Below are 26,012 nucleotides of genomic sequence, written 5' to 3'. Positions count from 1 at the left end.
GAACCGGTCCGCCGGAAGACGGTGACGGGGGCCGGCGGGAGCGCCGGAAGACGGTGACACCGGGCGGCGGGAGCGCCGAAGGTCTGCGCCGCCGCGACGTCGGTAGGCGATCCGTCCCGTGCGGCACCGCGCCGGACCGGCCGGACGTAGATTCGTCGACCGTGACTGGTGACAAGGCGGCGCAGACCGCCCCGGTGTTCACGGGGCGCCGGTGGTTCTTCCCCTCCGCCCTCCTCCACGAACTCGACCCCGCCGCGAGCCGCTCCGGGCGCCGGCCCCGGCGCACCGCACGCGACTGGATCGTCGACTTCGCCTGCTTCCTGCTGGCCGTCCTGGTGGGACTGCTCGGCGCCGAGACGCTCAGCGACAGCCCCCACCTCTCACCGGCGCTGGTCGCCGCCGACCAGCTGGTCGGCGCGCTGTCCTGCGGCGCCCTCTGGCTGCGGCGGCGGTGGCCGCTCGGACTGGCCGCCGTGATGGTCCCGGTGAGCTTCCTCTCGGAGACCTCCGGCGGCGTGGCCGTGATCGCCCTGTTCACGCTCGCCGTGCACCGGCCCTTCCGGTACGTGGCCTGGGTGGCCGGGGTCCAGACGCTGCTCGTCCCGCTCTACTTCTGGTGGCGCCCCGATCCCGATCTGCCGTACCTCGCCGCGGTCGTCCTCGTCGTGGTGCTGACCGTCGCGACCGTCGGCTGGGGCATGTTCGTGCGCTCCAAGCGGCAGCTCATGCTGAGCCTCAGGGACCGGGCCCGGCGTGCCGAGACGGAGGCGCGGCTGCGGGCCGAGCAGGCGCAGCGGCTCGCCCGGGAGGCCATCGCGCGGGAGATGCACGACGTGCTCGCGCACCGGCTGACGCTGCTGAGCGTGCACGCGGGCGCGCTGGAGTTCCGGCCCGACGCGCCGCGCGAGGAGATCGCGCGGGCGGCCGGTGTGATCCGGGAGAGCGCGCACGAGGCGCTCCAGGACCTGCGGGAGATCATCGGGGTGCTGAGGGCGGGCGAGTCCGAGGACACGGGCCGGCCGCAGCCGACGCTCGCGGCGCTCGGCACGCTGGCCGCCGAGTCCCGGGAGGCCGGTACGAGGGTCACCCTGGAGCAGCGGGTCACGGACCCGTCCGCCGTGCCCGCCTCCGTCGGCCGCACCGCCTACCGGATCGCCCAGGAGGGCCTGACCAACGCCCGCAAGCACGCCCCCGGCACGGAGGTCACCGTGACGGTCACCGGCGGGCCGGGGGAGGGGCTCACCGTGACGGTGCGCAACCCGGCACCCAAGGGGGAGGTACCGCACGTCCCCGGAGCCGGGCAGGGCCTGATCGGCCTCACCGAACGGGCCACCCTCACCGGCGGCACCCTGGAGCACGGGCAGGACCCCGACGGAGGGTTCACGGTACGGGCGCGGCTGCCGTGGGGGTGAGCGGGCTCCGGCGGCGCGGCCCCGCGGACCGACCGGGCGGCCCGGTGTTCCCGTCCCGCGCCGTCGTGATTACGTACCGCCCATGACTGCGATCAGACTGCTCCTCGTCGACGACGACCCGCTGGTGCGGGCGGGGCTGTCCCTCATGCTGGGCGGCGCCGACGACATCGAGATCGTCGGGGAGGCGGCCGACGGCGGCGAGGTCGGGGCGCTCGTGGACCGCACCCGCCCGGACGTCGTCCTGATGGACATCCGGATGCCGACGGTGGACGGCCTCACCGCGACCGAGTCGCTGCGCCGCCGCGAGGACGCCCCGCAGGTGGTGGTGCTCACCACCTTCCACGCGGACGAACAGGTGCTGCGCGCGCTGCGTGCGGGTGCCGCCGGTTTCGTCCTCAAGGACACCCCGCCGGCCGAGATCGTCGCCGCGGTCCGCCGGGTCGCGGCCGGTGACCCGGTGCTGTCGCCCGCGGTCACCCGCCAGTTGATGGCACACGCCGCCGGAACCGCCGGCGACACCCGGCGCAGCCGCGCGCGGGCGCGCGCCGCCGGCCTGGGCGACCGGGAACGCGAGGTCGCCGTCGCGGTCGGCCGGGGCCTGGCCAACGCCGAGATCGCCGCGGAGCTCTACATGAGCGTCGCCACCGTCAAGGCCCACGTCTCCCGGATCCTGGCCAAGCTGGACCTCAACAACCGCGTGCAGATCGCCCTGCTCGCCCACGACGCCGGCCTCCTGGAGGAGACCGACACGCCCTGACCCGCCGTCACCCCGTCGCCGACCCGAGGAGACCCGCCCATGACCGCGACCCCCGCACTCGACCTCGCCACCGCCCGGCGGACGCTGGACAGCCAGCCCTTCAGCAGACTCCTCGGCGCCCGCCTGGCCGCCTTCGGTGACGGCGCGGCCACCCTGGAGATCGACATCCGCGAGGAACTCCACCAGCAGAACGGCTTCCTGCACGGCGGCGTCCTCTCCTACGCCGCCGACAACGCCCTCACCTTCGCCGCCGGCGCCGCCCTCGGCCCGTCCGTGCTCACCGGCGGTTTCTCCGTCCAGTACCTGCGCCCGGCCACCGGCCGCACCCTGCGCGCCCACGCGGAGGTCGTGCACGCGGGCCGGCGGCAGGCCGTCGTGCGCTGCGATCTGCTCACCCTCGCCGAGGACGGCACGGAAACGCTGTGCGCGGTCGCCCAGGGGACGGTCCTGCCCGTCCAGGCTCCCTGAGCCGCCGCCCGCGCGTCAGGTCAGCGTCGCCTCCGACCCGCTCAGCAGCTCCGAGGGACGGACCGGTCTGCGCTCCCGCCGCGACGTCTCGCAGGCCTCCGCGATCAGCAGCGCCTGGAGGGCCTCACGCCCGTCGCAGGGATTGGCCCGCTCGCCCCGCACCACCTCCACGAACGCGATCAGCTCGGCCTCGTACGCGGGCCCGAACCGCTCCAGGAACCCCGTCCACGGCTTGTCCGCGGCCGGCGGTCCGGTCGGTTCCGTGGACGCGATCGGCGTGCGGTCGTCCAGGCCCACCGCGATCTGGTCCCGTTCCCCTGCGAGTTCCATCCGCACGTCGTAGCCGGCGCCGTGCAGCCGGGTCGCGGTGACCGTGGCGAGCGTGCCGTCGTCGAGGGTGAGCAGCGCCGCACCCGTGTCGACGTCGCCCGCGTCCCGGAACATCGCGGGCCCGGCGTCGGAGCCGGAGGCGTAGACGTCCACGACCTCCCGGCCGGTCACCCAGCGCAGCATGTCGAAGTCGTGGATCAGGGTGTCCCGGTACAGTCCGCCGGACTGCGCCAGGGCCCCGGCCGGTGGCGGCTCCGCGTCACTGGTGAGCGCCCGTACGGTGTGCAGCCGCCCGAGCCTGCCCGAGCGCACCGCCTCACGCGCGCCCGTGTAACCGGCGTCGAACCGCCGCTGGAAGCCCATCTGCAGCACCGTTCCGGCGGTCTCGACCTCCGTGATCGCCTGTAACGTGCCCGCGAGGTCCAGGGCGATGGGCTTCTCGCAGAACACCGGCAGCCCCGCGCGTGCCGCCCGGCCGATCAGCTCGGCGTGGGCGGACGTGGCCGCCGTGATCACCACGGCGTCCACTCCCCAGGTGTAGATCTCGTCCACCCCGGGTGCCGCCGTCTCACCGAGCCGGTGGGCGAGGGCCTGCGCCCGCGCCGGATCCACGTCCGTGAGGATCAGGGAGCCGACGTCGCGGTGCCTGCTGAGTGTGTGGGCGTGAATGGTGCCGATGCGGCCCGTACCGATGACCCCGATGCGCATGGAATCAAAGTGGGCCCCGCACCGCCCCCTGTCAATCCGTATGTCCGGACAACCGAACTACACGACTTCCCGTCAACAGCGCACGCGGCTACGCTCGGCCCGTGCCGAAACCAGAAGTGGACCCGACCGTACAACTGGAGCTGAGCGTCGACCGCGGCTCTCCCGTGCCGTTGTACTTCCAGCTGTCCCAGCAGCTGGAGTCGGCGATCGAGCGCGGCGTGCTGACGCCCGGCACCCTGCTGGGCAACGAGATCGAGCTCGCCGCGCGCCTCGGCCTGTCCCGGCCGACCGTCCGCCAGGCCATCCAGTCGCTCGTCGACAAGGGCCTGCTCGTCCGCCGCCGCGGGGTCGGCACCCAGGTGGTGCACAGCCAGGTCAAGCGCCCGCTGGAACTCAGCAGCCTCTACGACGACCTGGAGTCGGCCGGCCAGCGCCCCGCCACCCGGGTGCTGGTCAACACCGTCGTCGCCGCGCCCGCCGACGTCGCGGCCGCGCTCGCCGTGGCCGAGGATAGCGAGGTGCACAAGCTCGAACGGCTGCGGCTCGCCCACGGGGAGCCGATGGCGTACCTGTGCAACTACCTGCCGCCCGGGCTGCTCGACCTGGACACCGGACAACTGGAGGCCACCGGCCTGTACCGGCTCATGAGGGCGGCCGGCATCACCCTGCACAGCGCCCGCCAGACCATCGGCGCCCGGGCCGCCACCGCCGCCGAGGCCGAGCGGCTGGGCGAGCGGACCGGCGCCCCGCTGCTCACCATGCAGCGCGTCACCTTCGACGACACCGGCCGCGCGGTGGAGTTCGGCACCCACACCTACCGCCCCGACCGCTACTCCTTCGAGTTCCAGCTCCTCGTCCGCTCCTGACCGCACTTCGTCGCAATGTCCGGACAAGGGTGACCGGCATTCGGCAACCGTGTGTCGCAGCGCTCCCCAGGGGCGCGGGGAACCGCGCGACCAGCCACGACCGGCCCGCACCCGGCGGCGATCCACGCCGTTCCACACGGGATCCGTTCGGCTCCCGGCGCGAGCGTGCGGCAGAATCGCACACGATGAGCACCTACCGCGACTTCACCGCCCCCATCGGCTCCCGCCGCGCCCCGGTCCTGAGAACCGTCGGCACCCGGGAGCGCCGCTCCCACCTGACGGCGCCCCGCGTCCCGACGGTGGGCATCGACATCGGCGGCACCAAGGTGATGGCGGGCGTCGTCGACGCCGACGGCACCATCCTGGAACGGCTCCGCACGGAGACCCCGGACAAGTCCAAGAGCCCGAAGGTCGTCGAGGACACCATCGTCGAACTGGTGCTGGACCTGTCCGACCGGCACGACGTGCACGCGGTCGGCATCGGCGCGGCCGGCTGGGTCGACGCCGACCGCAACCGCGTGCTGTTCGCCCCCCACCTGTCCTGGCGCAACGAGCCCCTGCGCGACCGCCTCGCCGACCGTCTCGCCGTCCCGGTCCTGGTCGACAACGACGCCAACTCCGCCGCCTGGGCCGAATGGCGCTTCGGCGCCGGACGCGGCGAGGACCACCTCGTCATGATCACGCTCGGCACCGGCATCGGCGGCGCGATCCTGGAGGACGGCCAGGTCAAGCGCGGCAAGTACGGAGTGGCCGGCGAGTTCGGCCACATGCAGGTCGTCCCCGGCGGACACCGCTGCCCCTGCGGCAACCGAGGCTGCTGGGAGCAGTACAGCTCCGGCAACGCGCTGGTCCGCGAGGCGCGCGAGCTGGCCGCCGCCGACTCGCCCGTCGCCTACGGGATCATCGAGCACGTCAAGGGCAACATCGCCGACATCAGCGGCCCGATGATCACCGAGCTGGCCCGCGAGGGCGACGCCATGTGCGTCGAGCTGCTCCAGGACATCGGCCAGTGGCTCGGCGTCGGCATCGCCAACCTCGCCGCCGCCCTGGACCCGTCCTGCTTCGTCATCGGCGGTGGCGTCTCCGCCGCCGACGACCTGCTGATCGGCCCCGCCCGGGACGCCTTCAAACGCCACCTCACCGGCCGCGGCTACCGCCCCGAGGCCCGCATCGTCCGCGCCCAGCTCGGCCCCGAGGCCGGCATGGTCGGCGCCGCCGACCTCGCCCGCCTGGTCGCCCGCCGCTTCCGCCGCGCCAAGCGCCGCCGGGTCGAACGCTACGAGCGCTACGAGCGGTACGCGGAGGCCCGCCGCACCACCCAGGAGTCCCTGTGACCGGCGATCTCCCCCAGCGGCCGGGCGCACCGGGCGAGCCCCACCCGGCCGAGGACCGGCGCCACCGCATCCGCCGCCGGGCACTCACCCTGCTGATCATCGTGCTCCTCATCGGCGTCCCGGCCGGCTATCTGGTGATCTCGGCGAACCAGAGCCGGGCCAGCGGCAAGGACAAGGAGGCGAAGTACTCCGCGACCGGCCTCACCGAGGGCTGGCCTTCCAAGCTCCAGCGCCGCATCTACCAGGTCCCCCTGCCGCACCCGGCCTGGTGGGTGGCCTACTACGAGACCAACAACTGGAAGACCAGCCGCCTGTACGTCGAGTTCGAGACGACCGACGCCGGCCTGAGCGCCTTCCTCACCGGCATCGGTGTGCAGGAGAGCGAGCTGAAGCGGGGCGACCTCCCCATCGGCGCGCGCGACCGGGAGGTCACCGGCTGGACCTTCGACGGCCCCGGCACCTGGTCCGGACTGGTCCACGAGCAGGAGGACCCCGCACCCACGCACGACGTCGTCGTCAACCACGACAAGCCCGGCTACCCGCGGGTGTACGTCGTCTCGCGCACCGTGCCCTGATCCCGCACGCACCGGCCGCCGGGTCCGGTTGTCAGACCCCGCCCGTACAGTCGAAGACGACGGAGCGACACGCGGGCGGGAGGTGACAGGACGCATGGGCGGGCGGACCCCGACAGCGGGACCGGACACGGTCACCGGGCCCGGCGGCGCTCGCGCGGCGGACGTCCCCGTCCGGCTCGCGGCCGTCTTCCTGCCCGCGCCGCTCCCGCGCGACGGGCGGATCGCCTTCTACGACCCCGACGGCCCGGATCTCCCGCCGTTCCCCGAGGACCCCGACGCCCACGCGTATCGCACCGACCTCACCGTCGTCCGCGCGCACGGCACCGGGGTGCGCCGCCGGCCCGTCACCGCCCTCGCCCTCCCCGTCGACGAGGCACTGCCCCTGCTGGTCCGCGCCCGGCACGACCCCGCAGCCCACCCGGCCACCGCCTGCTGGGGCGCCGCCGCCCTGCACGCGCTGCGGCTCACCGCCCGCGGCCGGCTGCTCCCCGGCCTGACCGCCGCCGGCCACGACGCCTGGCGGGCGGGCCCGCTCGACCCGGACGACGTGGCACACCTGCGCGCGGTGGCCGCCGCCCTGCCCCACGAGGGGCACGCCGTCCCGCTGCCCGGACCAGGCCCGCTCCGGCTGCCCCGGCCGGAGGCACTGGTGCGCGCCTTCCTGGACGCGGTCGCCGACACCCTGCCCCGCACCCCGGCCGCGCCGTACGCGTCGGGCCTGCCGTTCGCCGCGCGAGCGCCGCAGCGGCTGCCCGGCGCCCACGACTGGGCCGCCGAGGTGGCCGCCGGAATGGACGCCGGGGTCCGGATCTCGCTGCGCCTGGACCTGTCCGCGTACGACCTCTTCGACGCCGGCGGGGGAGCGGGCGGCCAGGAGGGCGGCGCACGGAGCGCGGGCGCGGCGGTCGTGCAGGTGCACAGCCTCGCCGACCCGACCCTGGTGACCGACGCCGCGGCCCTCTGGACGGGCGCGGCGGACAGCGCGTTCGGCCCCCGCGCGCGCGTGGACACCGCCCTCGCCGTGCGCCGCGCGGCCCGCGTCTGGCCGCCGCTGGACCGGCTCTCCGGCCAGGACGTGCCCGACGTCCTGGCCCTGTCCGAGGACGAGCTGAACGACCTGCTCGGCGTGGCCGCCACCCGGCTCGCCGCGGCCGGGGTCGCCGTGCACTGGCCCCGCGACCTCGCCCAGGACCTCACCGCCACGGCCGTGGTCCGCCCGGCGCCCGGCTCGGCGACCGACGGCACCGCCTTCTTCGAGAGCGGGGACCTGCTCCGCTTCGGCTGGCAGATCGCCCTCGGCGGCGACCCGCTCACCGAGACCGAGATGGACGCCCTGGCCGAGGCCCACCGTCCCGTCGTCCGCCTGCGCGACCAGTGGGTGCTGGTCGACCCCGCCCTCGTCCGCAAGGCCCGCAAACGGGAGCTCGGGCTCCTCGACCCCGTCGACGCGCTCTCCGTCGCCCTCACCGGCCACGCCGAGATCGACGGCGAGACGGTCGAGGCGGTGCCCGCCGGAACCCTGGCCGCCCTCCGCGACCGTCTGACCGCCGGGGTACAACCCGCCGAACCACCGCCGGGACTGGACGCCACCCTGCGCGACTACCAGCTCCGGGGCCTGGCCTGGCTCGACCTCATGACCTCCCTCGGCCTCGGCGGCTGCCTCGCCGACGACATGGGCCTCGGCAAGACGATCACCCTCATCGCGCTGCACCTGAAACGCGCCCGCAGCGAGCCGACCCTCGTGGTCTGCCCCGCCTCGCTGCTCGGCAACTGGCAGCGGGAGATCACCCGGTTCGCGCCCGGCGTCCCCGTGCGCCGCTTCCACGGCCCCGACCGCACGCTGGACGGGGCGGACGGCGGCTTCGTCCTCACCACCTACGGCACCATGCGCTCCGCCGCGCCCGCCCTCGCCGGGCACGCCTGGGGCATGGTCGTCGCCGACGAGGCCCAGCACGTCAAGAACCCGCACTCCGCGACCGCGAAGGCACTGCGCACCCTCCCGGCCCCCGCACGGGTGGCCCTCACCGGCACGCCCGTGGAGAACAACCTCTCCGAGCTGTGGGCCCTCCTCGACTGGACGACCCCGGGACTCCTCGGCCCGCTGAAGTCCTTCCGCGCCCGGCACGCCCGCGCCGTGGAGACCGGCGAGGACGAGGAGGCGGCCGAGCGTCTCGCCCGACTGGTGCGTCCCTTCCTCCTGCGGCGCAAGAAGTCCGACCCCGGCATCGTGCCCGAACTGCCGCCCAAGACGGAGACCGACCACCCCGTACCGCTCACCCGGGAACAGGCCGCGCTGTACGAGGCGGTGGTGCGCGAGTCGATGGCCGCCATCGAGACGGCGCAGGGCATGGGGCGGCGCGGGCTGGTGCTGAAGCTGCTCACCGCGCTGAAGCAGATCTGCGACCACCCGGCGCTGTTCCTGAAGGAGGAGGCGCGTGCCGGGGGTGACCGGCTCGCGGCCCGCTCCGGCAAGCTCGCCCTGCTGGACGAACTGCTGGACACGGTGCTCGCCGAGGACGGCTCCGCCCTCGTGTTCACGCAGTACGTCGGGATGGCCCGCCTGATCACCGCGCACCTCGCCGAGCGCGCGGTCCCCGTCGACCTGCTCCACGGCGGCACGCCGGTGCCGGAGCGGGAGCGCATGGTGGACCGCTTCCAGAGCGGCGCGACCCCGGTCCTCGTACTGTCCCTGAAGGCCGCGGGCACCGGCCTGAACCTCACGCGGGCGGGCCACGTCGTGCACGTCGACCGCTGGTGGAACCCGGCGGTCGAGGAGCAGGCCACGGACCGCGCCTACCGCATCGGGCAGACCCAGCCCGTCCAGGTCCACCGTCTCGTCACCGAGGGCACGGTCGAGGACCGGATCGCCGAGATGCTGGAGTCCAAGCGGGCCCTCGCCGACGCGATCCTCGGCTCGGGCGAGTCGGCCCTCACGGAGCTCTCCGACCGTGACCTGTCCGCTCTAGTCTCCCTGCGGAGGCCGGCATGACGCCCCGCCCGTCCGACGAGGCCCGCGAGGCCCTGCGCGCGGCTCGCGAACGGGCGGCGCGCGAGCCGGCGGCCGGTCCGCCGTCCGGTCGGGCGCACCGTCCGGGCGACGCGGCCCGCGAGGCCCTCCGCCGCGCCCGCCGCGAAGCCCGGCCGGCCGACGACACGCCCGAGGAGGCGCGGCCGGGGGAGACGGCGGCCGAGGTGAGCGGCGGGACGCTTCCTGCCGGCCCCTCGCCGGCGGCTCGCGCGGCCGGCGCCGCCGGCGAACCCGCCGACAGCGCTCCGTCCGGCGGAGTGGAGGCGTCCGACGGCACGGGCGCCGCCGAGGCGGTGGATGACGCCGGGACGGACGGGGTGGGAGGGCGGAGCGCGCCCTTGACCCGTCGGGCGGCGTCTCGCGGCACACCCCCCGAGGCGTCCCGCGCCGACCAGCCCGCGCAGGCGGAGCAGGTCACGGCGCCCGAAACCTCCCGGCCCCACGCCCCGGCGCCGCCCGGTTCCGGGAGGGACACACCCCCGGCCGGGTCCGACACCTGGGCGGACGCCGGTGAGGAGGGGGCGGGCAGCCCGGTTCGGCGGCCCGGTGACGTAGTGCGGGAGGCGCTGCGCTCGGCCCGCGCGGAGGCGGAGCGCGCCCGTGCGCAGGGGGAGGACCGGGGCGGGCCGGTGCGACGGCGTGCCGTGTCGCCGGCGTCCCCGGTTTCCCGCACCACGCGCGGCGACCGTGTCGCCGACGCGCGGGCACGCGAGGTACGCGCGGTCCTCACGGACGCCTTCCGCATGCCCACCGACGAGGACGCCCCCCAGCCGGAGCCGGTGTCCGACGCGCGCACGCACCGGGAGAACCCGGCCGCCGCGCCGGCTCCGCCGGCCCCCATCGGCCCCCTCCCGCCGGAGACGCCCCCCGCCCCGCACGCCGTGCCCCGCTCCATGGCCGCTCCCGCCCGCGACAGCGACCTGCGCCGCACGTTCCCCGCGTTCCCGCCGCGCACCGCCGACGCGGAGGGCTTCGCCGGGACGTGGTGGGGCAGGGCGTGGGTCACCGCGCTGGAGGACGGCGCCCTGGACGCCGCGCGGCTCGCCCGCGGACGCGGGTACGCCGAGCAGGGGCACGTCGACGCCATCACCGTCACACCGGGGCTGGTCCTCGCGTACGTACGGGGCAGCCGCCCCCGGCCCTACCGTGTGCAGGTGCGGCTGCGGACGTTCGGGGACGCCGGCTGGGAGCGGTTCCTGGACGCCGCCGCCGAGCGGCCCGGACACATCGCGGCGCTGCTCGACAACGAGATGCCCCAGTCCCTCGCCGACTGCGGGGTCCCCCTGCTGCCCGGCCCCGGCGAGCTCGCCCCGCACTGCAGCTGCCCCGACTCCGGCCACCCCTGCAAGCACGCGGCGGCCCTCTGCTACCAGACCGCCCGGCTCCTCGACGCCGATCCGTTCGTGCTGCTCCTGCTGCGCGGACGCGGTGAACGCGAGGTGATCGACGCGCTGTCGAGGCGGAGCGCCGCCCGCGCGGCCCGCGCCGCCCAGGAGAGGGAACCGGAGCCCCTGCCCGGCGTCCGCGCCACCGAGGCGATCGCCCGCCGCGAACTCCCGGCCCTGCCGACCCCCTTGCCTCCGCCGCCGCACCCCGAGCAGCCGCCCGCCTACCCCGCCTCCCCCGGCGGCCCCGACCCCCTCGCACTGGACCAGCTCGCCACCGACGCGGCCGCCCGCGCCCACGCCCTGCTCACCACCGGCCGGGACCCCGTCGGAGGGCTCACCCTGTGGCAGGACACCGTGCGCCTCGCCGCCGCCCGCCCCGGTTCCGGCCTGACCGCGGCGACCCGCGCGCTGTACTCCTCCCTGGCCCGGGCCGCCGGCCGCACCCCCGCCGAACTGGCCCGCGCGGTGGCCGCCTGGCGCCAGGGCGGACCCATGGGCCTCGCCGTCCTCGAGGACCCGTGGGACCCGCCGGCCGGCCGCTTCGACCGCGCCCGCCCCCTCCTCCTCGCCGCCGACCTGCCCGCCTTCCGCCCCTGGCGCAACCGCCTCACCCACCCCCGCGGCCACATCCAGCTCCGCCTCGGCCGCGATCACCTCTGGTACGCCTACGAGTCCGAAGCGGGCCACGACGACTGGTGGCCCCGCGGCACGCCCGACGTGGACCCGGTGGGCGCCCTGACCGGCCTGGACACACCCGGCGACCTGTGACGGGCGGCCCGGGCGAAGCCGTGCCGTTCAGCCCTGCCTGCTCCTGGGCACCGAAGGCACCGGCGGTACCGAAGACACCGGCGGTACCGAGGCAACCGGCGGGACCGGCGCGTCGGTCTGCCGCAGTTCGGCCAGCAGCTCGCTCTGCCCGGCCAGCAGCTCGGTGAGGATCCGGCGGGCCGCGCGGAGCAGCTCGGCGACGTCACCGCCCGCGAGGGCGTACCGGACGGTGGAGCCCTCGCGGACCGAGACGACGATGCCGGACCTCCTCAGCACGGCCAACTGCTGCGACAGGCTCGACGGTTCGATGTCGATGTCGGCGAGCAGGTCCCGCACCGGCACGGGCCCGTGCTGCAGCAGCTCCAGGACCCTGATGCGGACGGGGTGTCCCAGCATCCGGAAGAACTCCGCCTTGGCCTGGTAGAGGGGGACTTGCATGGGTGCGCGCTCCCTGCCGCATCGGGAATGTTCTGCATGGCGCGGCGGCGCCCCGAGAGCGCGCCGCCGCACGATGTGCCGTCCTTCGTCACCGATCCTTCTCGCTCCCCGGGGCGCACACCCATGGCTTGGGACCATGTTGATGTGGTGACTTGAAGAAGTCTTCACATCATGGGCGTGCGTCGGCCGGGAACGCGGGCCGGTCACACCTCCAGCTGTTCCTCGATGCGCTTGAGCTGGTGGCGGGCCATCGCCAGGTTCGACCGGGACTTGTCGAGGACGAGGTACAGGAACAGGCCGTTGCCGCTGCGGCCGGTGACCAGCCGGATCAGGTGGTACTGGGTTTCGAGCGTGATGAGGATGTCCTCGATCTGGCCGGTCAGACCGAGCAGTTCCATGGTGCGCACCTTGGCGCGGATCACGTCCGTGTTGCCGGCCGCCGCGACGGTGAGGTCCAGGTCCTTCCCTCCGCCCAGCGTCCCCAGCGCCATGCCGCTGGAGTAGTCGACGAGGGCCGCTCCGACGGCCCCTTCGATGGCGGTCATGATGTCCTTCAGCGACACTTCCACGGTTGCCATGGACGTCTCCCTCTTCAGTCGAATCGTGGGTTGCGTCGGCCGGACGCGGCAGCACTCCTCGCCCTTGGCCGCGGTGGCACCGTAGGCAGGCGGCCCGCCCCCGGGGGCACGGGTTTCCGGGGATGGCCGTCGATGATCGAACGCCCCCTCATCGAGGCGCTGTGTGACCGGTTTCGGATCGAAAAGGTGCCGGAGTGCTCCGCCGGGCCACGTGGTGCGGCCGCCTGCGGTGCCCGCGTCCGAGCCCGCACAGGTGAGCGACCGGCGGTGGCATGTTGTTGATCAAGCAGATAACTTGGTCCGCGCAGTTCTCACGTACACGGGGGTGTCGGCAGTGTCGTTCGACGACGAGTGGGCCTCGGCGAAGACAGCCGCCATGCATCTGAACGGTGCCGGCGGCGACGGCGGGGCGAAGCCGGGGACCACGGATTACGTGGTGGAGGACGACGAGCTCGGTGACATCGGTCACGCCGCCTTCGACCTGTTCAACGGCCTCGACTCCGGCGGGAAACACGCCGCCGCGGCGAGCGGGACGGCCGGGACGAGCCTGAAGGGCGACGGCTTCGCCTCCGGTGCGGCGCTGACCGAGGTGAACAAGACCTGGGAGACACAGGTGAGGACCCTGCTCCAGGCCTGCGCGCACATATCCAACCACCTGGACCACACCAAGAAGTCCCGCAAGGCGGACGACGACTGGATCGGGGCCCGGCTCCGCATCGTCGGCCCCGTGGCGCCCGGTGACGACGGTGCCGTGTCCGCGTCCCAGATCGACACGTACTTCCGCTGAGGAGCCGGCCGACATGCCCACCTTCGAGCAGCTCCTGAACGCGAAGCTCGGGCCCCTCGACACCGCGGTCACCGACTGGACCGAGATGATCACCAAGCTGAAGCGGCTCCAGGCCGACGCCAAGGCCATGAAGTCCAAGGCCGACAAGGCCACCTGGAAAGGCGAGAACGCCAGCGTCACCAAGGAGTTCGTCGTCAAGACGGCCAAGGAGTTCAGCGACGCCGTCACCGAGGCCGAGTCCGTGCGCGACCTCCTCAAGGACGCCCACACCCTGCTCAAGACCGCGCAGAGCGACCTCAAGGCCGCCGTCGAGAACCCGCCCCCGGGCATCACCATCCACCCCGACGGCGTGATCAGCCACCGGGTCCACCCCGACCGCCGTTCCAAGGACAGCACCGAACCGGTCGCCACCGAGGCACAGTTCGACGCGCTGCGCGACAAACTGGAGGGCATCCTCAGGCGCGCCGCCGAGGCGGACGAACTGTGCGCCTGGGGCTTGCGCGCCCTGATCAAGAACCACCCCAACGACTTCGGCAGCACCGACCTCGGCGGAATCGCCGACGCCCGGCGGCTGCGCGAGGAGGAGAAGCGGCAGGCCGCGAACGGCCGGGAGGCCGCGAAGCTGTACGCGCGCTGGGAGCACCTCGACGACGAGGAGCGCGACCGGCTACTGCAACTGGCCGAGGGCGGCAAGGACTCACCGGCCTTCGCCGAGCAGCTGATGACGAACCTCAGCTACCGGGGCCGCGACCAGCAGGAGGCCGTACTCCTGCTCGCCGGCGGACTCGAGAGCGGTGGCCGCGACGGCCACGTCTCCGGTACCGACGCCCGCCTCTACAAGGCCCTCTCCGGCTCCCTCGCCACCGCCACCGGCCCGGACTCCGCGATCGGCTCGCCCGGCGGAGTCACCTCGGCCTGGACCGACAAGCTCATCACCATGGCCCGTGACGGCAACGGCCTGCCCGGCCGCCACCCGGGCCGGCTGGAGGGCGGCGCCGCCGGACTGAGCGACCTCACCAACCTGATGGCCGCCGACGCCGGTGACCCGCAGAGGAAGGCCGACGACAAGGCCCCCTACGCGCGCGACAAGGACGACCCGCGCTACAGCGAGGCCTTCCTGACCGAGGTCGGCGACACCATCCGCGCGTGGGAGACGGACAACGACGACGCCTACGACGGCCCCATGAAGAACTGGCAGGGGACCCAGCACGACCCGATGAAGGGCCTGCTGAACGCCATGAGCCGCAACCCCGAGGCCGCCACCGCCTACTTCGACCCCCACACCACCGACAACCTCGACTACTTCCTCAAGCACCGCGACTGGCCCGGCGGCGATGTCGAGGACAAGATGCCCGAGGACCTGCAACGCACTTCCGCGCGTGCCGAGTTCGGTTCCGCGCTGGAGGCCGCTGCCACCGGACGCGAACCCGGCAGCCCGCTGAACACCGTCCCCGCCCACCACGACGGCGCCCAGAGTGCGATCTTCACACGGATCGTGGACGAGTACAGCGGCAAGGACGACCAGAAGGTCCAGAGCCCCGTGCCCGCGTCCATGCGCACGAGCATGGGCTACATGATCGGGGACTACGCCTCGGACGTGCACCAGATCCTCGGCAAGAACATGGACGGGCCCACAGACTTCAACAACCTCGACATCGACCGGGGCGACCTCACCCGGGTCATGCGCGGCGTCGCCGACGATCCCCAGGCGTTCGCGGTCATGCACCAGTCGCAGACGATGGTCATCGCCGAGGGGATGAGCCACTTCCCGGCGGACTCGTACCGCAAGGAGGACCCCGAACTGCACGCCTGGGTCAAGCAGTCCGCCTCGGTCCTCGGCCACCTGGACGGGGTGCGCGGCGACGTCGTCTTCGACCTCGGGCAGGCGGAGAAGGACGCCAACGCCTGGAACAAGATGATGAACTACCACGTCTACGGCGCGCCCTTCACGAACATCCCCTTCGTCGGCGACGTGATCCAGCGCTCGGTCGACGTGGGGACGGCCGCGTACATGAACGACCTCAACTCCCAGGTCGACGCGGAGACCCGGAACAACATGATCAATCATTTCGAGAACGGCGAGAACCAGATCTACGCCATGCTGCGGGAGTCGGCGGAGGCCAGGGGCATCACGAAGGACGAACTCGACGCGAGCCCGGGCGAGTACGAGGACGGCCTCCAGCCGACGGCGGAGCAGTGGTACAAGAACGGGATCGAGGACGCCGACATGAAGATGGGGCAGTGACCGATGGACCGCAAACGCCTCGTTCTGCCGGCCGTGCTCGTGGCCGCGGCCGCCGTCGTGGCCACGGTCACCCTGTGGCCCGACCCGCAGGACGACCTGCGGGAGCAGAACCTCTGCTGGGGTTCCCTCACCGGGAAGACCGCGGGCCTGCTCGACGACGGCGGGGCGGGCCGGACGGCCGCCGACGTCAGGGACGCGGGCAGCGGTGAGGTGGTGAAGGACGACCGGGTCTTCGGCACGGTCTGCATCGTCACCCGTGAGGATCCCGGAGGAAAGACCGGCCAGGACCAGTACGCCCTGACGGCTGCCGCCGGCGACGCGACCACCGACGCCCCGAAGGACGCCACGCCGATCGGTGACGGCCACGAGGGCTGGCTCACCCTCCGGCAGGCGGTGCTGCGGCTCTCCGACGACTGCGTGAGGGCGATCGGATCGGACAGCCCGCATGGCGAACTGAGGCTGTCGGTCTATTCCCGGGTGACGGTCCACGAGGACTGGGACGCGGAGTCGGTGACCGCCGCGAGCCGCACCATCCTCCTGGAGAGCGCCGCCAACCTGGCCGAGCGGTACGACTGCGCCCCCTGACCCCGCGGATCAGCACCGGCCGGCGTCCACCGTCACCGTGAGGCCGACGGGGACGACCTGCTCGTAGTCGCCCTCCCACCCGCCCACCTGTCGCACATCCGTTCCCGTTGCGTACGCGAACACGGAGGTGTCCGGTTCTCGCCGGTCCGCGGTAAATGCCTGGACCGGGAAACTCCGCGGACGGGAGACTGCCGACCTCCGAACCTCCGGGAGTGTGATGGGGACGACAGACACCCGCGGGCCGGCGCCGGGCAGGAGCGCGGTCCTTCTGGCACTGCGCCGTTACGGCCGTGAACTGCTGCGCCTGCGCGCCCTCGCCCTGCCCGCCCTGCTCCTGCCCGCCGTGGGCAACATCGGCATCCGCTACGTGGCTCCCCTGCTGATCGCCAAACTGGCGGGCCAGGCCGCCGGCGAGGGGGGCCTGACCCTCTCCTCGGCGCTGCCGTACGTGCTGGCCTTCGGCGCGGTGCTGCTGCTCGCCGAGACCCTCTGGCGGATCGGGCTGCACTGCCTGAACCGCGTGGACGCCCTCGGCATGGAACACCTCTACGTGAGCGGCATGGACGAACTCCTCGCCAAGGACGCGGCGTTCTTCCACGACAACTTCGCCGGCTCCCTGACCAAGCGGGTGCTCAGCTTCGGCAAGCGCTTCGAGGACTTCGTCGACACGCTGACGTACCGGATCGTGGGCAGTCTCGTGCCGCTGGTGTTCGGCGCCGTGGTGCTGTGGAGCTACGAACCGATGCTCGTCGCGGGCCTCCTGCTGATGATCGCGCTGACCGTGGTGGCGGCGACACCGCTGATCCGCCGCAGGCAGCGGCTCGTCAACGAGCGCGAGGCCGCGATCGCCCGGGTCTCCGGGCACGTCGCCGACAGCCTGGCGAACATGGAGACCGTCCGGGCGTTCGCGGCCGAGCGGCGGGAGGCGGACGAGCACCGCGGCCGCGTCGCGGAGTCCCGGCGCCTGACGCTGAGGTCGTGGGACTACGGCAACCTGCGCGTCGACGTCCTGATCGCCCCCCTGTCCGTGCTGACCAACGTGCTGGGCCTGCTCGTCGCCGTCGCCTTCGGCGGCCCGGGGCAGGGGGTCGAGGAGATTGTTGTCGCCTTCACCTACTACTCCAACGCCACCCAGATCATGTTCGAGTTCAACCAGATCTACCGGCGTCTGGAGAGCTCGATGACCGAGGCCGCGCAGTTCACGGAGCTGCTCCTCGACCCGCCCACCGTGCTCGACCCGGCGGATCCCGAGCCGCTCGCACCGCGCGACAGCGGCGTCCGCTTCGAGGCCGTGACCTTCGCCCACGCGGGTGCGAAGCCGATCTTCCGCGGTCTCGACCTGGACGTGCCCGCGGGCGCCCGGATCGGTCTGGTGGGCAGGTCCGGCGGCGGCAAGACCACCCTCACCCGGCTCCTGCTGCGGATGTCGGACATCGACGCGGGACGCATCCTGATCGGTGGTCAGGACATCAGCCGGCTGCGCCAGAGCGACCTGCGCTCCCTGATCGCCTACGTCCCGCAGGAACCCGCCATGTTCCACCGCAGCCTGCGGGACAACATCGCCTTCGCCCGGCCCGGCGCCACCGACGAGGAGGTCCACGCGGCGGCCGCGGCCGCCCACGTCACGGAGTTCGCCGGTCAGCTCCCCGACGGCTTCGCCACCCTGGTGGGGGAGCGGGGCGTCAAGCTGTCGGGCGGTCAGCGCCAGCGCGTCGCCCTCGCCAGGGCCATCCTGCGCGACGCCCCGATCCTGCTGCTCGACGAGGCGACCAGTGCCCTGGACTCGGAGAGCGAACTCCTCGTCCAGGACGCCCTGTGGCGGCTGATGGAAGGACGCACCGCCCTCGTGGTCGCCCACCGCCTGAGCACCGTCGCCGGCATGGACCGTCTCGTCGTCCTCGACCGCGGAAGCGTCGTCGAGCAGGGCAGCCACGCGGAACTGCTCGCGGCGGACGGTGCCTACGCCAAGCTGTGGCAACACCAGTCGGGCGGCTTCCTCGGCGAGAACACCGAGAAGACCGAGAACACCGAGAACACCGAGAGCACCGAGGCGCGTTCCGCGGACCCGCTCCCGCACGCCCGTACGAGCACGGGCCCCCCATGAGCGATCCGCTTCCGGTCAACTCCGAGGCCGCCCGTACCCGACCCGCACCGCTCCCGCCACCGCCCCGTACAGTGCCTCCCGAACGTCCTTCCGAACTCGAGGTACTGAGCCGTGAACGCCGCCCGAACCACCCCGACCCCAGCCGTCACCGTCGTCGGGATCGGCGCCGACGGCTGGGAGGGCGTCCCGGACGCCTCACGGGCGGCCCTGCTCGACGCGCAGGTCGTCATCGGCGGCCCGCGCCAGCTGGAGCTGCTGCCCCCGGAGTGCGGTGCGGAGCGCGTGTCCTGGCCCTCGCCCCTGAGGCCGGCGGTACCCCACCTGCTCGCCGCCCACGCCGGCCGCCGGATCGCCGTACTGGCCAGCGGGGACCCCATGTTCTACGGCATCGGGCGCGCCCTCACCGAGGTCCTCGGCCCCGGCTCCGTGCACGTCCTGCCGCACCCCTCGTCCGTCTCCCTGGCCTGCGCCCGCCTCGGCTGGCCGCTGGAGGACACCGAGGTCGTCACGCTGGTGGGCCGCCCCGCCGCCCGCCTCGCTGCCGCCCTGCACCACGGCCGGCGTCTGCTGGTGCTCAGCGCGGACGCCACCACCCCCGCCGATGTCGCCGCCCTGTTGCGCGACCGGGGCTTCGGACCGAGCCGGATCCGGGTCCTGGAGCAGGTCGGCGGCGCGCGGGAGCGGGCGGCCGAGCCGGTCACCGCCGACGACTGGCCGGTGCCGTACGCGCCGGGCGACCCGCTGAACATCGTCGCCGTCGAGTGCCGCCGCGCACCCGGCGCCCTGCGCGTCGGCGCCGTACCCGGGGTGCCGGACGCGGCGTACGAGCACGACGGACAGCTCACCAAGCGGCACGTGCGCGCCGCCACCCTCGGCGTGCTCGCCCCCGCCCCCGGCGAACTGCTGTGGGACGTCGGAGGGGGCTCCGGTTCCATCGCCGTGGAGTGGATGCGCGCCCACCCCTCCTGCAGGGCGGTCACCGTCGAACGCGACCCCGAGCGGGCGGCACGCATCACCCGCAACGCCGACCGGCTCGGCGTGCCCGGGCTGCGGGTGGTCACCGGCACCGCACCCGACGCCCTCACCGGACTCGACCGGCCGGACGCCGTGTTCATCGGCGGCGGGCTCACCACACCCGGACTTCTCGACGCCTGCTGGCGGGCCCTTCCCGCGGGCGGGCGCCTCGTCGCCAACACCGTGACCCTGGAGTCCGAGGCCGTGCTGGCCGACGCCCACCGCCGGCACGGCGGTGAACTGGTGCGCCTGGCCGTGGCGCACGCCGTGCCCGTGGGCGGCCTCACCGGGTGGCGGCAGGCGATGCCGGTGACCCAGTGGGCCGCCGAGAAGCCGCCCGCCCCCACCGGTCCGGTCGCGGGAACGCCGGCAGCGCCCCGATGACCGTGCGGTCCCGCGGGGCCGGCCCGAGCACCGTGCCCGGCTCGACGACGCCGCCGGGACCTCGCGCTCAGGCCACCGCGCTGCGGCCCACCACCGCTCCCGCCCGGTCGATGCAGAGCACGTCCACCGCGACGGGCGCCCCGCGCAGCACGGCCAGGGCCTCGTCGCGCGCCGCCGTCGCGACCAGGTCGCCCAGCGGGACCCCCGCCGCCCGGCAGAGCCGGAGCGCGGCGAGGCCGGTCTCGGCGTCCGCCACCCGGGCGGCCAGCGCCTCGTCCGCACCGCCGCGCCGGGCGAGTCGGGCCAGGAACCCCCTGTCGACCTGCGAGCGGGCCGAGTGCAGATCGAGGTGGCCGGCCGCGAGCTTGGACAGCTTGGCGAAACCCCCGCAGACGGTCAGGCGGTCCACGGGGTGACGGCGGACGTACTTCAGCACGGCGCCCGCGAAGTCACCCATGTCGAGCAGGGCGTCCTCGGGCAGACCGTACTCGGCGACGACCGTCCGCTCGGAGGTGGACCCCGTGCACCCGGCGACATGGGTGCGCCCGGCCGCCCGCGCCACGTCGACCCCGCGCCGGATCGAGTCGATCCACGCCGAGCACGAGTAGGGGACGACGACGCCGGTGGTGCCGAGGACCGACAGACCGCCGAGGATGCCGAGCCGGGGATTCCAGGTGGAGCGGGCGATCTCCTCACCGTGGTCGACGCCGAGGGTGATCTCGACGTCGCCGCTTCCGCCGTACCGCTCGGCGACGCGGGCCACGTGGTCGCGCATCATCTGCCGCGGAACGGGATTGACGGCCGGTTCGCCCACCGGCAGCGGCAGACCGGGCCGGGTGACCGTGCCCACCCCCGGGCCCGCCCTGAAGACGACCCCGCTCCCGGCGGGCAGCCGCCGCACCGTCGCCCGGACCAGCGCCCCGTGCGTGACGTCGGGGTCGTCACCGGCGTCCTTCACGATGCCCGCCGTGGCGTTCGAGCCGGTCAGCTCCTCGATGGCGAGCGCGAACGACGGAGTCTGCCCCTTGGGCAGCGTGATGGTCACCGGATCGGGGAAGCGGCCGGTCAGCAGCGCGGTGTACGCGGCCGTCGTCGCGGCGGTCGCACAGGCGCCGGTGGTCCAGCCGGGCCGCAGACCGGTGTGCTTGAGTTGGGCGCTGCGACCGCCCGTGGCTTCGCTGCTCATGCCTCGCTCGGGAAGAGGGAACCGGATGAAGGGAACGGATCCGCCGTGCACGTGCTGATCCTGGGCGGGACGACGGAAGCCCGGCGTCTCGCCGAACTGCTGGCCGCCGACGCCCTGCCGGGACTGCGGGTCACGAACTCGCTGGCCGGCCGGGTGGCCGCGCCCCGGCTGCCGCCCGGCGCGGTGCGCGTGGGCGGCTTCGGGGGCGCCGACGGGCTCGCCGGCTGGCTGCGGGAGCACGGGGCGGACCTGGTCATCGACGCCACCCACCCTTTCGCCGCCACCATCAGCCACAACGCGGCGCGGGCCGCCGCCACCGCCCATGTTCCCCTGCTCGCGCTGCGGCGCCCCGGCTGGGTGCCCGTCGAGGGGGACCGCTGGCACGAGGCGGGAACCCTGGAGGAGGCCGCCGCACTGCTGCCGGGGCTGGGCCGGCGGGTGTTCCTGACCACCGGCAGGACGGGCCTCGCCGCCTTCGCGGACCTGCGCGGGCTGTGGTTCCTCCTGCGGTCCGTGGACGCGCCGGGGAGCCCGCACCCGGCCCGCATGGAGACGCTGCTGGACCGCGGCCCGTTCACCCTCGACGGGGAGCGGGAGGTGCTGCGGCGGCACCGCGTCGACGTCGTCGTCACCAAGGACAGCGGAGGCGCGGCCGCCGCGCCGAAGCTGACGGCCGCCCGCGAGGCGGGGCTGCCCGTGGTCGTGGTCCGCCGGCCGCCGGTGCCCGCGGGGGTGCGCGTGGTGGCCGGGCCCGCACAGGCGCTGCGGTGGGTCCGGGAGGCGCACGCGAGGCGTCCTGGCCAAGACGGCGGCTGAACCGCCGTCCCGCTCATCTCACTCTTCCTCACTCGCGATCGCGTTCACCGCGGCGGCGGCGATGGCGCTGCCGCCGCGACGGCCCCGGACCACCAGGTGTTCCAGCGCGGACGGGTGCGCGGCCAGGGCGTCCTTGGACTCGGCGGCGCCGACGAAACCGACGGGGACGCCGATGACGGCGGCCGGACGCGGCGCGCCTTCCTCGATCATCTCCAGCAGACGGAACAGCGCGGTGGGCGCGTTGCCGACGGCGACCACGGCCCCGTCGAGACGGTCGCGCCACAGCTCCAGCGCCGCGGCGCTGCGGGTGGTGCCCAGCCGCGCCGCCAGCTCCGGCACGGCCGGGTCGGAGAGGGTGCACAGCACGTCGTTGCCGGCGGGCAGCCGCTTGCGGGTCACCCCGCTGGCCACCATCTGCACGTCGCAGAGGACCGGTGCCCCGGCGCGCAGCGCCTCGCGGGCGCGGGCGACCACACCGGGGGAGAAGGACAGGTCGCGCACGAGGTCGACCATGCCGCAGGCGTGGATCATCCGGACCGCGACCCGGCTGACGTCGGCGGGCAGGTCCGCGAGGTCCGCCTCCGCGCGGATGGTGGCGAAGGACCGGCGGTAGATGGCCGCTCCGTCCTTCTCGTAGGCGTAGGTGGTCACGGTGTTCTCTCACTGCTCCCGGTCGTCGAACGGCTCAAGGGTCGAAACGGTGCCCCCGCGAGGCCGCACGGGACGGGAGCCGTGGAATGGCGGCGAGCATACCCACCGTCACAGGGGATGTGTGCCGCGCCCTTTCCGCCGCCCCTTACTATGCTCTCGGTGGACCGTCCGGTCCGCCATCGCCGTGACGGCGACAGGGGAGGAAGCCCGGTGCGAATCCGGCGCGGTCCCGCCACTGTGAACCCGGCCCCTCCGGCCGGGTGAGCCAGGAACTCCCGCCGTCCAGACCGCCCGGGGCGCGGACACCCCGAGGAAGGCCGACGCCGCATGCTGCCATCTTCCGGGGAGCGCCCCCCGCACCGCCCGCACCACGGCGTCCCGCTCGGCGAGCGCCCGTCCGCCGAGGGCGGGGACTGAACGACCGGCGCAGCCGAGTGCTGCGAGCGCCTCGTGGGGGAAGTCCGGTCGAAGTCCGGCGCTGACCCGCAACGGTGGGCGGATCCCGGTGGAGGGACCCGCGAGCCCGATCACCCACGGTGGCGAAGCTCCTGACGATCGCCGTGGACTGCGAGAGGGTGCTGCGTACGGCGCACCGCGCCCGGAGCCGCCCCCACGACCCCGCAGGCGCACGGCCCGACGCGAAGGCGACCAGCCCGTGGCCACGCTCCACGACCGCACACCCGCACCCCACTCCGCCCCGCCCCGTACCGAACCGCCGTCCCGGCGCGTCCCGTTGCCCCTGCTCGTGGCCGGCCTGTGCGTCGCGCTCCCCGTCTCCCTGGTCTGCGGGGCGGGCATCGGTGCCTCCGGCATCACCTGGAGCGAGACCCTGCGTCACCTGTGGGCGGGGACGAGTGGTGGCTCCCTGGTGGCGGACGAGGTCTCCTCCTACACCATCGTGTGGGAACTGCGCTTCCCGCGCGCCGCGCTCGCCGCGGTCGTCGGCGCCGGTCTGGCGTCCGTCGGCGTCGCCGTCCAGGCCATGGTCCGCAACGCCCTCGCGGACCCGTTCGTCCTCGGCATCTCCTCCGGCGCGGCCGTCGGCGCGAACGCCGTGCTCATCTTCGGGGCCTTCGGGGCCCTCGGCGTCTGGGCGCTGTCCACGGCGGCGTTCCTCTCCGCGCTCGCGGCCATGGCGCTGGTGTACGCGATCGCTCGGACCCCGCGGGGACTGACGCCGCTCAGGCTCGTGCTGACCGGCACCGCGCTCTACTACGGCTTCTCGGCCGTGACCACGTTCATGGTGTTCGCCGCCGAGCACGGCGAGGCGGCCCGGTCCGCGATGATGTGGCTGCTCGGCAGTCTGGGCGGCGCGAGCTGGTCCTCCGTACCCATCGCCGCGTGCGCGGTCCTCGGTGGTCTCCTCCACCTCGGCTGGTCGGCCCGCCGGCTGAACGCCCTCGCCATGGGCGACGAGACCGCCGCCGCGCTCGGCGTGGACCCCGGCCGGCTGCGCCGGGAACTCTTCCTCTGCGCCGCCGCCGTCACCGGGGCGGTGGTCGCGGTGAGCGGGGCGATCGGCTTCGTCGGCCTGATGGTCCCGCACGCCGCCCGGATGCTGGTCGGGGCGGACCACCGCAGGCTGTTGGCCGTCGCCCCCCTGGCCGGTGCCGTCCTGCTGATCTGGGTCGACATCCTCTCCCGCGTGGTGCTCGCCCCCGCCGAACTGCCCCTGGGCGTCCTGACGGCCGCGATCGGCGTGCCCTGCTTCCTGCTGCTCATGCGCCGCCGCACCTACACCTTCGGAGGCGTGTGATGCGGGTCGACATCGACAGGGTCACGGTCGAGATCGCCGGCGCGCGCGTGCTGCGGGACATCTCCCTGCGCGCGGACAGCGGCCGGTTCGTGGGAGTCGTCGGACCCAACGGCAGTGGCAAGTCGACCCTGTTGCGCTGCGTCTACCGGGCCCTGCGTCCCACGGCCGGGGCGATCCGCCTGGACGGCGACGACCTGCTCGCGATGAAACCGCGCGACAGCGCGCGCCGCCTCGCGGCCCTCCCGCAGGAAGCGGTCGCGGAGTTCGACTTCACGGTGGCCGAGGTCGTCGCCATGGGCCGGCTGCCGCACCAGCGGGCGGTGGCCAGGGAGAGCGAGGCGGACCGGCGCGCCTGTGCCGCCGCACTGGAGGGCGTCGGTGCCGCCCATCTGGCCGACCGAGGTTTCCTCACGCTGTCCGGCGGCGAGAAGCAGCGGGTGCTGATCGCCCGCGCGCTCGCCCAGCAGCCGCAGGTCCTGGTGCTGGACGAGCCCACCAACCACCTGGACATCGCCCAGCAGCTGGAACTCCTGGCCCTCGTCCGCGCCGGCGGGCCCACCGTGCTCACCGCGCTGCACGACCTCAACCTGGCCGCGCTCCACTGCGATGTCCTCCACGTCCTCGACGGCGGGCGGATCGTCGCCTCCGGCGCCCCCCACGACGTCCTCACACCCGGCCTGCTCGCCGACGTGTTCGGCGTCCGGGCGCACCGCGTCGTCCACCCGGGGACCGGCGCGGTCCAGCTGCTCTTCGACCGGCTCCCCCGTCCGTAGTCCGCCGCTCAGGCCCCGTCGTCCAAGGAGTCATCCCCCATGCCCCGTCCCGTACGCCCCGCCGCCCTCGCCCTCGTCCTGGCCCTCGCCGTCACCGGCTGCGGCGCGCAGGTACCGCCGGACGGGAAGGGGGACGGAGGGCGGGCGTCCGGCGGCCACTACCCGGTCACCGTCGAGAACTGCGGCGAGAAGAGGACCTTCGAACGCGCCCCGCGGCGCGTGGTCACCAACGACGTCGGCATCACCGAGATCATGTTCGCCCTCGGCCTCGAGGACCACATGGCCGGATACGTCATGCCCGACGACAAGGGCGACCTGACGTCGGTGCCGTGGAAGGACGGCTACCGGAAGACCGCGTGGCTGTCGAAGCAGCGGATCACCAAGGAACTGGTCCTCGACGCCCGCGCCGACCTGGTCTTCGCGGGCTGGAACTACGGCTTCGACGAGGGGGAGGGCTTCACCCCCGCCGCGCTGCGACGCGTGGGCGTCGACTCCTACCTGCTCAGTGAGTCGTGCCGCAACGGCCGGGGCAAGGCGCGCGGCGTGATGGCTCCGCTCGACGCGCTCTACACGGACCTGCTCAACCTCGGAAAGGTGTTCGACGTCGAGGACAGGGCCGAGGCCCTCGTCGCCTCGTTCCGCGCACGGGTGGCCGCGGCACAGGCGACGGCACCCAAGGGCACCGACCGTCCGCGGGTGTTCCTCTACGACAGCGGGGAGGACAAGCCATTCACCTCCGGCGCCTTCGCCGGACCGCACGACATCATCACCAGGGCCGGCGGCGACCACGTCATGAAGGACCTCCGGGACAGCTGGACCGCCGTCGGCTGGGAGACGGTCGTCGCCCGCGACCCCGAGGTCATCGTGATCAACGACTACGGGGACGTCACCGCGGAACACAAGCGCGCGTTCCTCACGTCCTACGAGCCGCTCGCGAACGTCTCCGCCATCAGGAACGACCGGATCGTCGTCCTCGACTACGTCGACCTCGTCGAGAGCCCCCGCAATCCGGCGGCCGTCGAGTCCCTCGCGGCACAGCTGCGGAACGCCGGCTCCTGACC

Annotated in this window: 22 protein-coding genes and 1 riboswitch; of the genes, 17 read left to right on the top strand and 5 right to left on the bottom strand. The window is 74.0% G+C overall.

Features of this window, described 5'->3' with window-relative positions:
• The first annotated feature begins 161 nt into the window (after positions 1-161).
• The 3 genes from ACZ6A9_RS12070 (at position 162) to ACZ6A9_RS12060 (ending at position 2,637) form a co-directional block, all read left to right on the top strand.
• Positions 162-1,412 carry a sensor histidine kinase gene (locus ACZ6A9_RS12070; RefSeq protein ID WP_468983217.1) on the top strand — a complete coding sequence of 417 codons (1,251 nt, stop codon included), beginning with the start codon at positions 162-164 and terminating at the stop codon, positions 1,410-1,412.
• Between the two features lie 82 nt (positions 1,413-1,494).
• Positions 1,495-2,169 carry a response regulator transcription factor gene (locus tag ACZ6A9_RS12065; protein WP_468983214.1) on the top strand — a complete coding sequence of 225 codons (675 nt, stop codon included), beginning with the start codon at positions 1,495-1,497 and terminating at the stop codon, positions 2,167-2,169.
• Between the two features lie 39 nt (positions 2,170-2,208).
• A complete protein-coding gene (locus ACZ6A9_RS12060; RefSeq protein ID WP_468983211.1) occupies positions 2,209-2,637 on the top strand; it encodes a PaaI family thioesterase in 429 nt (142 codons plus the stop codon).
• 15 nt (positions 2,638-2,652) lie between these two features.
• On the opposite strand, the gene ACZ6A9_RS12055 is transcribed toward ACZ6A9_RS12060, so the two are convergent.
• Positions 2,653-3,675, bottom strand: a complete 1,023-nt coding sequence (locus ACZ6A9_RS12055) for a Gfo/Idh/MocA family protein (protein WP_468983208.1) — start codon at positions 3,673-3,675, stop codon at positions 2,653-2,655.
• 116 nt (positions 3,676-3,791) lie between these two features.
• Here ACZ6A9_RS12055 and ACZ6A9_RS12050 point away from each other — a divergent pair, with 116 nt between their 5' ends.
• The 5 genes from ACZ6A9_RS12050 (at position 3,792) to ACZ6A9_RS12030 (ending at position 11,634) form a co-directional block, all read left to right on the top strand.
• Positions 3,792-4,541 carry a GntR family transcriptional regulator gene (locus ACZ6A9_RS12050; RefSeq protein ID WP_468984563.1) on the top strand — a complete coding sequence of 250 codons (750 nt, stop codon included), beginning with the start codon at positions 3,792-3,794 and terminating at the stop codon, positions 4,539-4,541.
• 185 nt (positions 4,542-4,726) lie between these two features.
• Positions 4,727-5,875: an ROK family glucokinase gene (locus ACZ6A9_RS12045; protein ID WP_468983205.1), complete on the top strand. Its 1,149-nt coding sequence runs from the start codon at positions 4,727-4,729 to the stop codon at positions 5,873-5,875.
• Positions 5,872-6,450, top strand: coding sequence for a sugar kinase (locus ACZ6A9_RS12040; RefSeq protein WP_468983203.1), 579 nt, complete (start codon positions 5,872-5,874; stop codon positions 6,448-6,450). The genes ACZ6A9_RS12045 and ACZ6A9_RS12040 overlap by 4 nt, the downstream gene beginning before the upstream one ends.
• A gap of 94 nt (positions 6,451-6,544) precedes the next feature.
• Entirely contained in the window at positions 6,545-9,439 is a 2,895-nt protein-coding gene (locus ACZ6A9_RS12035) for an SNF2-related protein (protein WP_468983200.1), read from the top strand.
• Positions 9,436-11,634, top strand: a complete 2,199-nt coding sequence (locus ACZ6A9_RS12030; protein ID WP_468983198.1) for an SWIM zinc finger family protein — start codon at positions 9,436-9,438, stop codon at positions 11,632-11,634. Before ACZ6A9_RS12035 ends, ACZ6A9_RS12030 begins: the two co-directional genes overlap by 4 nt.
• A 27-nt stretch (positions 11,635-11,661) precedes the next feature.
• On the opposite strand, the gene ACZ6A9_RS12025 is transcribed toward ACZ6A9_RS12030, so the two are convergent.
• On the bottom strand, positions 11,662-12,072 hold the full coding sequence (locus ACZ6A9_RS12025) for an ArsR/SmtB family transcription factor (protein ID WP_468983195.1): 411 nt from the start codon (positions 12,070-12,072) through the stop codon (positions 11,662-11,664).
• Between the two features lie 203 nt (positions 12,073-12,275).
• On the bottom strand, positions 12,276-12,650 hold the full coding sequence (locus tag ACZ6A9_RS12020; protein ID WP_190097696.1) for a roadblock/LC7 domain-containing protein: 375 nt from the start codon (positions 12,648-12,650) through the stop codon (positions 12,276-12,278).
• Between the two features lie 334 nt (positions 12,651-12,984).
• Between ACZ6A9_RS12020 and ACZ6A9_RS12015 the strand changes: the two genes are divergently transcribed.
• The 5 genes from ACZ6A9_RS12015 (at position 12,985) to cbiE (ending at position 19,769) form a co-directional block, all read left to right on the top strand.
• Positions 12,985-13,437: a hypothetical protein gene (locus ACZ6A9_RS12015; protein ID WP_468983192.1), complete on the top strand. Its 453-nt coding sequence runs from the start codon at positions 12,985-12,987 to the stop codon at positions 13,435-13,437.
• A gap of 13 nt (positions 13,438-13,450) precedes the next feature.
• Complete coding sequence (locus ACZ6A9_RS12010; RefSeq protein WP_468983189.1) at positions 13,451-15,682, top strand: DUF6571 family protein; 2,232 nt, start codon at positions 13,451-13,453, stop codon at positions 15,680-15,682.
• 3 nt (positions 15,683-15,685) lie between these two features.
• A complete protein-coding gene (locus ACZ6A9_RS12005) occupies positions 15,686-16,267 on the top strand; it encodes a hypothetical protein (RefSeq protein ID WP_468983186.1) in 582 nt (193 codons plus the stop codon).
• A 217-nt stretch (positions 16,268-16,484) separates the two neighbouring features.
• On the top strand, positions 16,485-18,371 hold the full coding sequence (locus ACZ6A9_RS12000) for an ABC transporter ATP-binding protein (RefSeq protein ID WP_468983183.1): 1,887 nt from the start codon (positions 16,485-16,487) through the stop codon (positions 18,369-18,371).
• 111 nt (positions 18,372-18,482) lie between these two features.
• Positions 18,483-19,769, top strand: a complete 1,287-nt coding sequence (gene cbiE / locus ACZ6A9_RS11995; RefSeq protein WP_468983179.1) for a precorrin-6y C5,15-methyltransferase (decarboxylating) subunit CbiE — start codon at positions 18,483-18,485, stop codon at positions 19,767-19,769.
• A 67-nt stretch (positions 19,770-19,836) separates the two neighbouring features.
• On the opposite strand, the gene ACZ6A9_RS11990 is transcribed toward cbiE, so the two are convergent.
• Positions 19,837-20,955: a cobalt-precorrin-5B (C(1))-methyltransferase gene (locus ACZ6A9_RS11990; protein ID WP_468983175.1), complete on the bottom strand. Its 1,119-nt coding sequence runs from the start codon at positions 20,953-20,955 to the stop codon at positions 19,837-19,839.
• Between the two features lie 45 nt (positions 20,956-21,000).
• On the opposite strand from ACZ6A9_RS11990, the gene ACZ6A9_RS11985 reads away from it, so the two are divergent.
• On the top strand, positions 21,001-21,771 hold the full coding sequence (locus tag ACZ6A9_RS11985) for a cobalt-precorrin-6A reductase (RefSeq protein ID WP_468983173.1): 771 nt from the start codon (positions 21,001-21,003) through the stop codon (positions 21,769-21,771).
• Positions 21,772-21,789: 18 nt separating this feature from the next.
• On the opposite strand, the gene ACZ6A9_RS11980 is transcribed toward ACZ6A9_RS11985, so the two are convergent.
• The gene (locus ACZ6A9_RS11980) at positions 21,790-22,422 is read right to left on the bottom strand and encodes a precorrin-8X methylmutase (protein ID WP_468983169.1); all 633 of its coding nucleotides are present in this window, start codon (positions 22,420-22,422) and stop codon (positions 21,790-21,792) included.
• A gap of 179 nt (positions 22,423-22,601) precedes the next feature.
• Positions 22,602-22,697: riboswitch (cobalamin riboswitch) on the top strand.
• 380 nt (positions 22,698-23,077) lie between these two features.
• Here ACZ6A9_RS11980 and ACZ6A9_RS11975 point away from each other — a divergent pair.
• From ACZ6A9_RS11975 to ACZ6A9_RS11965, 3 genes are read left to right on the top strand one after another with little or no spacing between them, the layout of a single operon-like run.
• Positions 23,078-24,178, top strand: coding sequence for a FecCD family ABC transporter permease (locus ACZ6A9_RS11975; protein ID WP_468983165.1), 1,101 nt, complete (start codon positions 23,078-23,080; stop codon positions 24,176-24,178).
• The gene (locus tag ACZ6A9_RS11970; RefSeq protein WP_468983162.1) at positions 24,178-24,951 is read left to right on the top strand and encodes an ABC transporter ATP-binding protein; all 774 of its coding nucleotides are present in this window, start codon (positions 24,178-24,180) and stop codon (positions 24,949-24,951) included. The genes ACZ6A9_RS11975 and ACZ6A9_RS11970 overlap by 1 nt, the downstream gene beginning before the upstream one ends.
• 39 nt (positions 24,952-24,990) lie before the next feature.
• On the top strand, positions 24,991-26,010 hold the full coding sequence (locus ACZ6A9_RS11965) for an ABC transporter substrate-binding protein (protein WP_468983158.1): 1,020 nt from the start codon (positions 24,991-24,993) through the stop codon (positions 26,008-26,010).
• Positions 26,011-26,012 lie beyond the last annotated feature (2 nt).

Source organism: Streptomyces sp. NPDC041124 (genome assembly GCF_055592385.1).
The sequence above is the reverse complement of the archived record's forward strand: the minus strand, read 5'-3'. Positions and strand labels throughout refer to the sequence as shown.

Bases quoted from the DNA above. Each gene is read 5' to 3' on its own strand.
- ACZ6A9_RS12065 (WP_468983214.1), top strand. From the start codon at position 1,495: ATGACTGCGATCAGACTGCTCCTCGTCGACGACGACCCGCTGGTGCGG.
- ACZ6A9_RS12060 (WP_468983211.1), top strand. From the start codon at position 2,209: ATGACCGCGACCCCCGCACTCGACCTCGCCACCGCCCGGCGGACGCTG.
- ACZ6A9_RS12055 (WP_468983208.1), bottom strand. From the start codon at position 3,675: ATGCGCATCGGGGTCATCGGTACGGGCCGCATCGGCACCATTCACGCC.
- ACZ6A9_RS12045 (WP_468983205.1), top strand. From the start codon at position 4,727: ATGAGCACCTACCGCGACTTCACCGCCCCCATCGGCTCCCGCCGCGCC.
- ACZ6A9_RS12035 (WP_468983200.1), top strand. From the start codon at position 6,545: ATGGGCGGGCGGACCCCGACAGCGGGACCGGACACGGTCACCGGGCCC.
- ACZ6A9_RS12030 (WP_468983198.1), top strand. From the start codon at position 9,436: ATGACGCCCCGCCCGTCCGACGAGGCCCGCGAGGCCCTGCGCGCGGCT.
- ACZ6A9_RS12025 (WP_468983195.1), bottom strand. From the start codon at position 12,072: ATGCAAGTCCCCCTCTACCAGGCCAAGGCGGAGTTCTTCCGGATGCTG.
- ACZ6A9_RS12020 (WP_190097696.1), bottom strand. From the start codon at position 12,650: ATGGCAACCGTGGAAGTGTCGCTGAAGGACATCATGACCGCCATCGAA.
- ACZ6A9_RS12010 (WP_468983189.1), top strand. From the start codon at position 13,451: ATGCCCACCTTCGAGCAGCTCCTGAACGCGAAGCTCGGGCCCCTCGAC.
- ACZ6A9_RS12005 (WP_468983186.1), top strand. From the start codon at position 15,686: ATGGACCGCAAACGCCTCGTTCTGCCGGCCGTGCTCGTGGCCGCGGCC.
- ACZ6A9_RS12000 (WP_468983183.1), top strand. From the start codon at position 16,485: ATGGGGACGACAGACACCCGCGGGCCGGCGCCGGGCAGGAGCGCGGTC.
- ACZ6A9_RS11990 (WP_468983175.1), bottom strand. From the start codon at position 20,955: ATGAGCAGCGAAGCCACGGGCGGTCGCAGCGCCCAACTCAAGCACACC.
- ACZ6A9_RS11970 (WP_468983162.1), top strand. From the start codon at position 24,178: ATGCGGGTCGACATCGACAGGGTCACGGTCGAGATCGCCGGCGCGCGC.
- ACZ6A9_RS11965 (WP_468983158.1), top strand. From the start codon at position 24,991: ATGCCCCGTCCCGTACGCCCCGCCGCCCTCGCCCTCGTCCTGGCCCTC.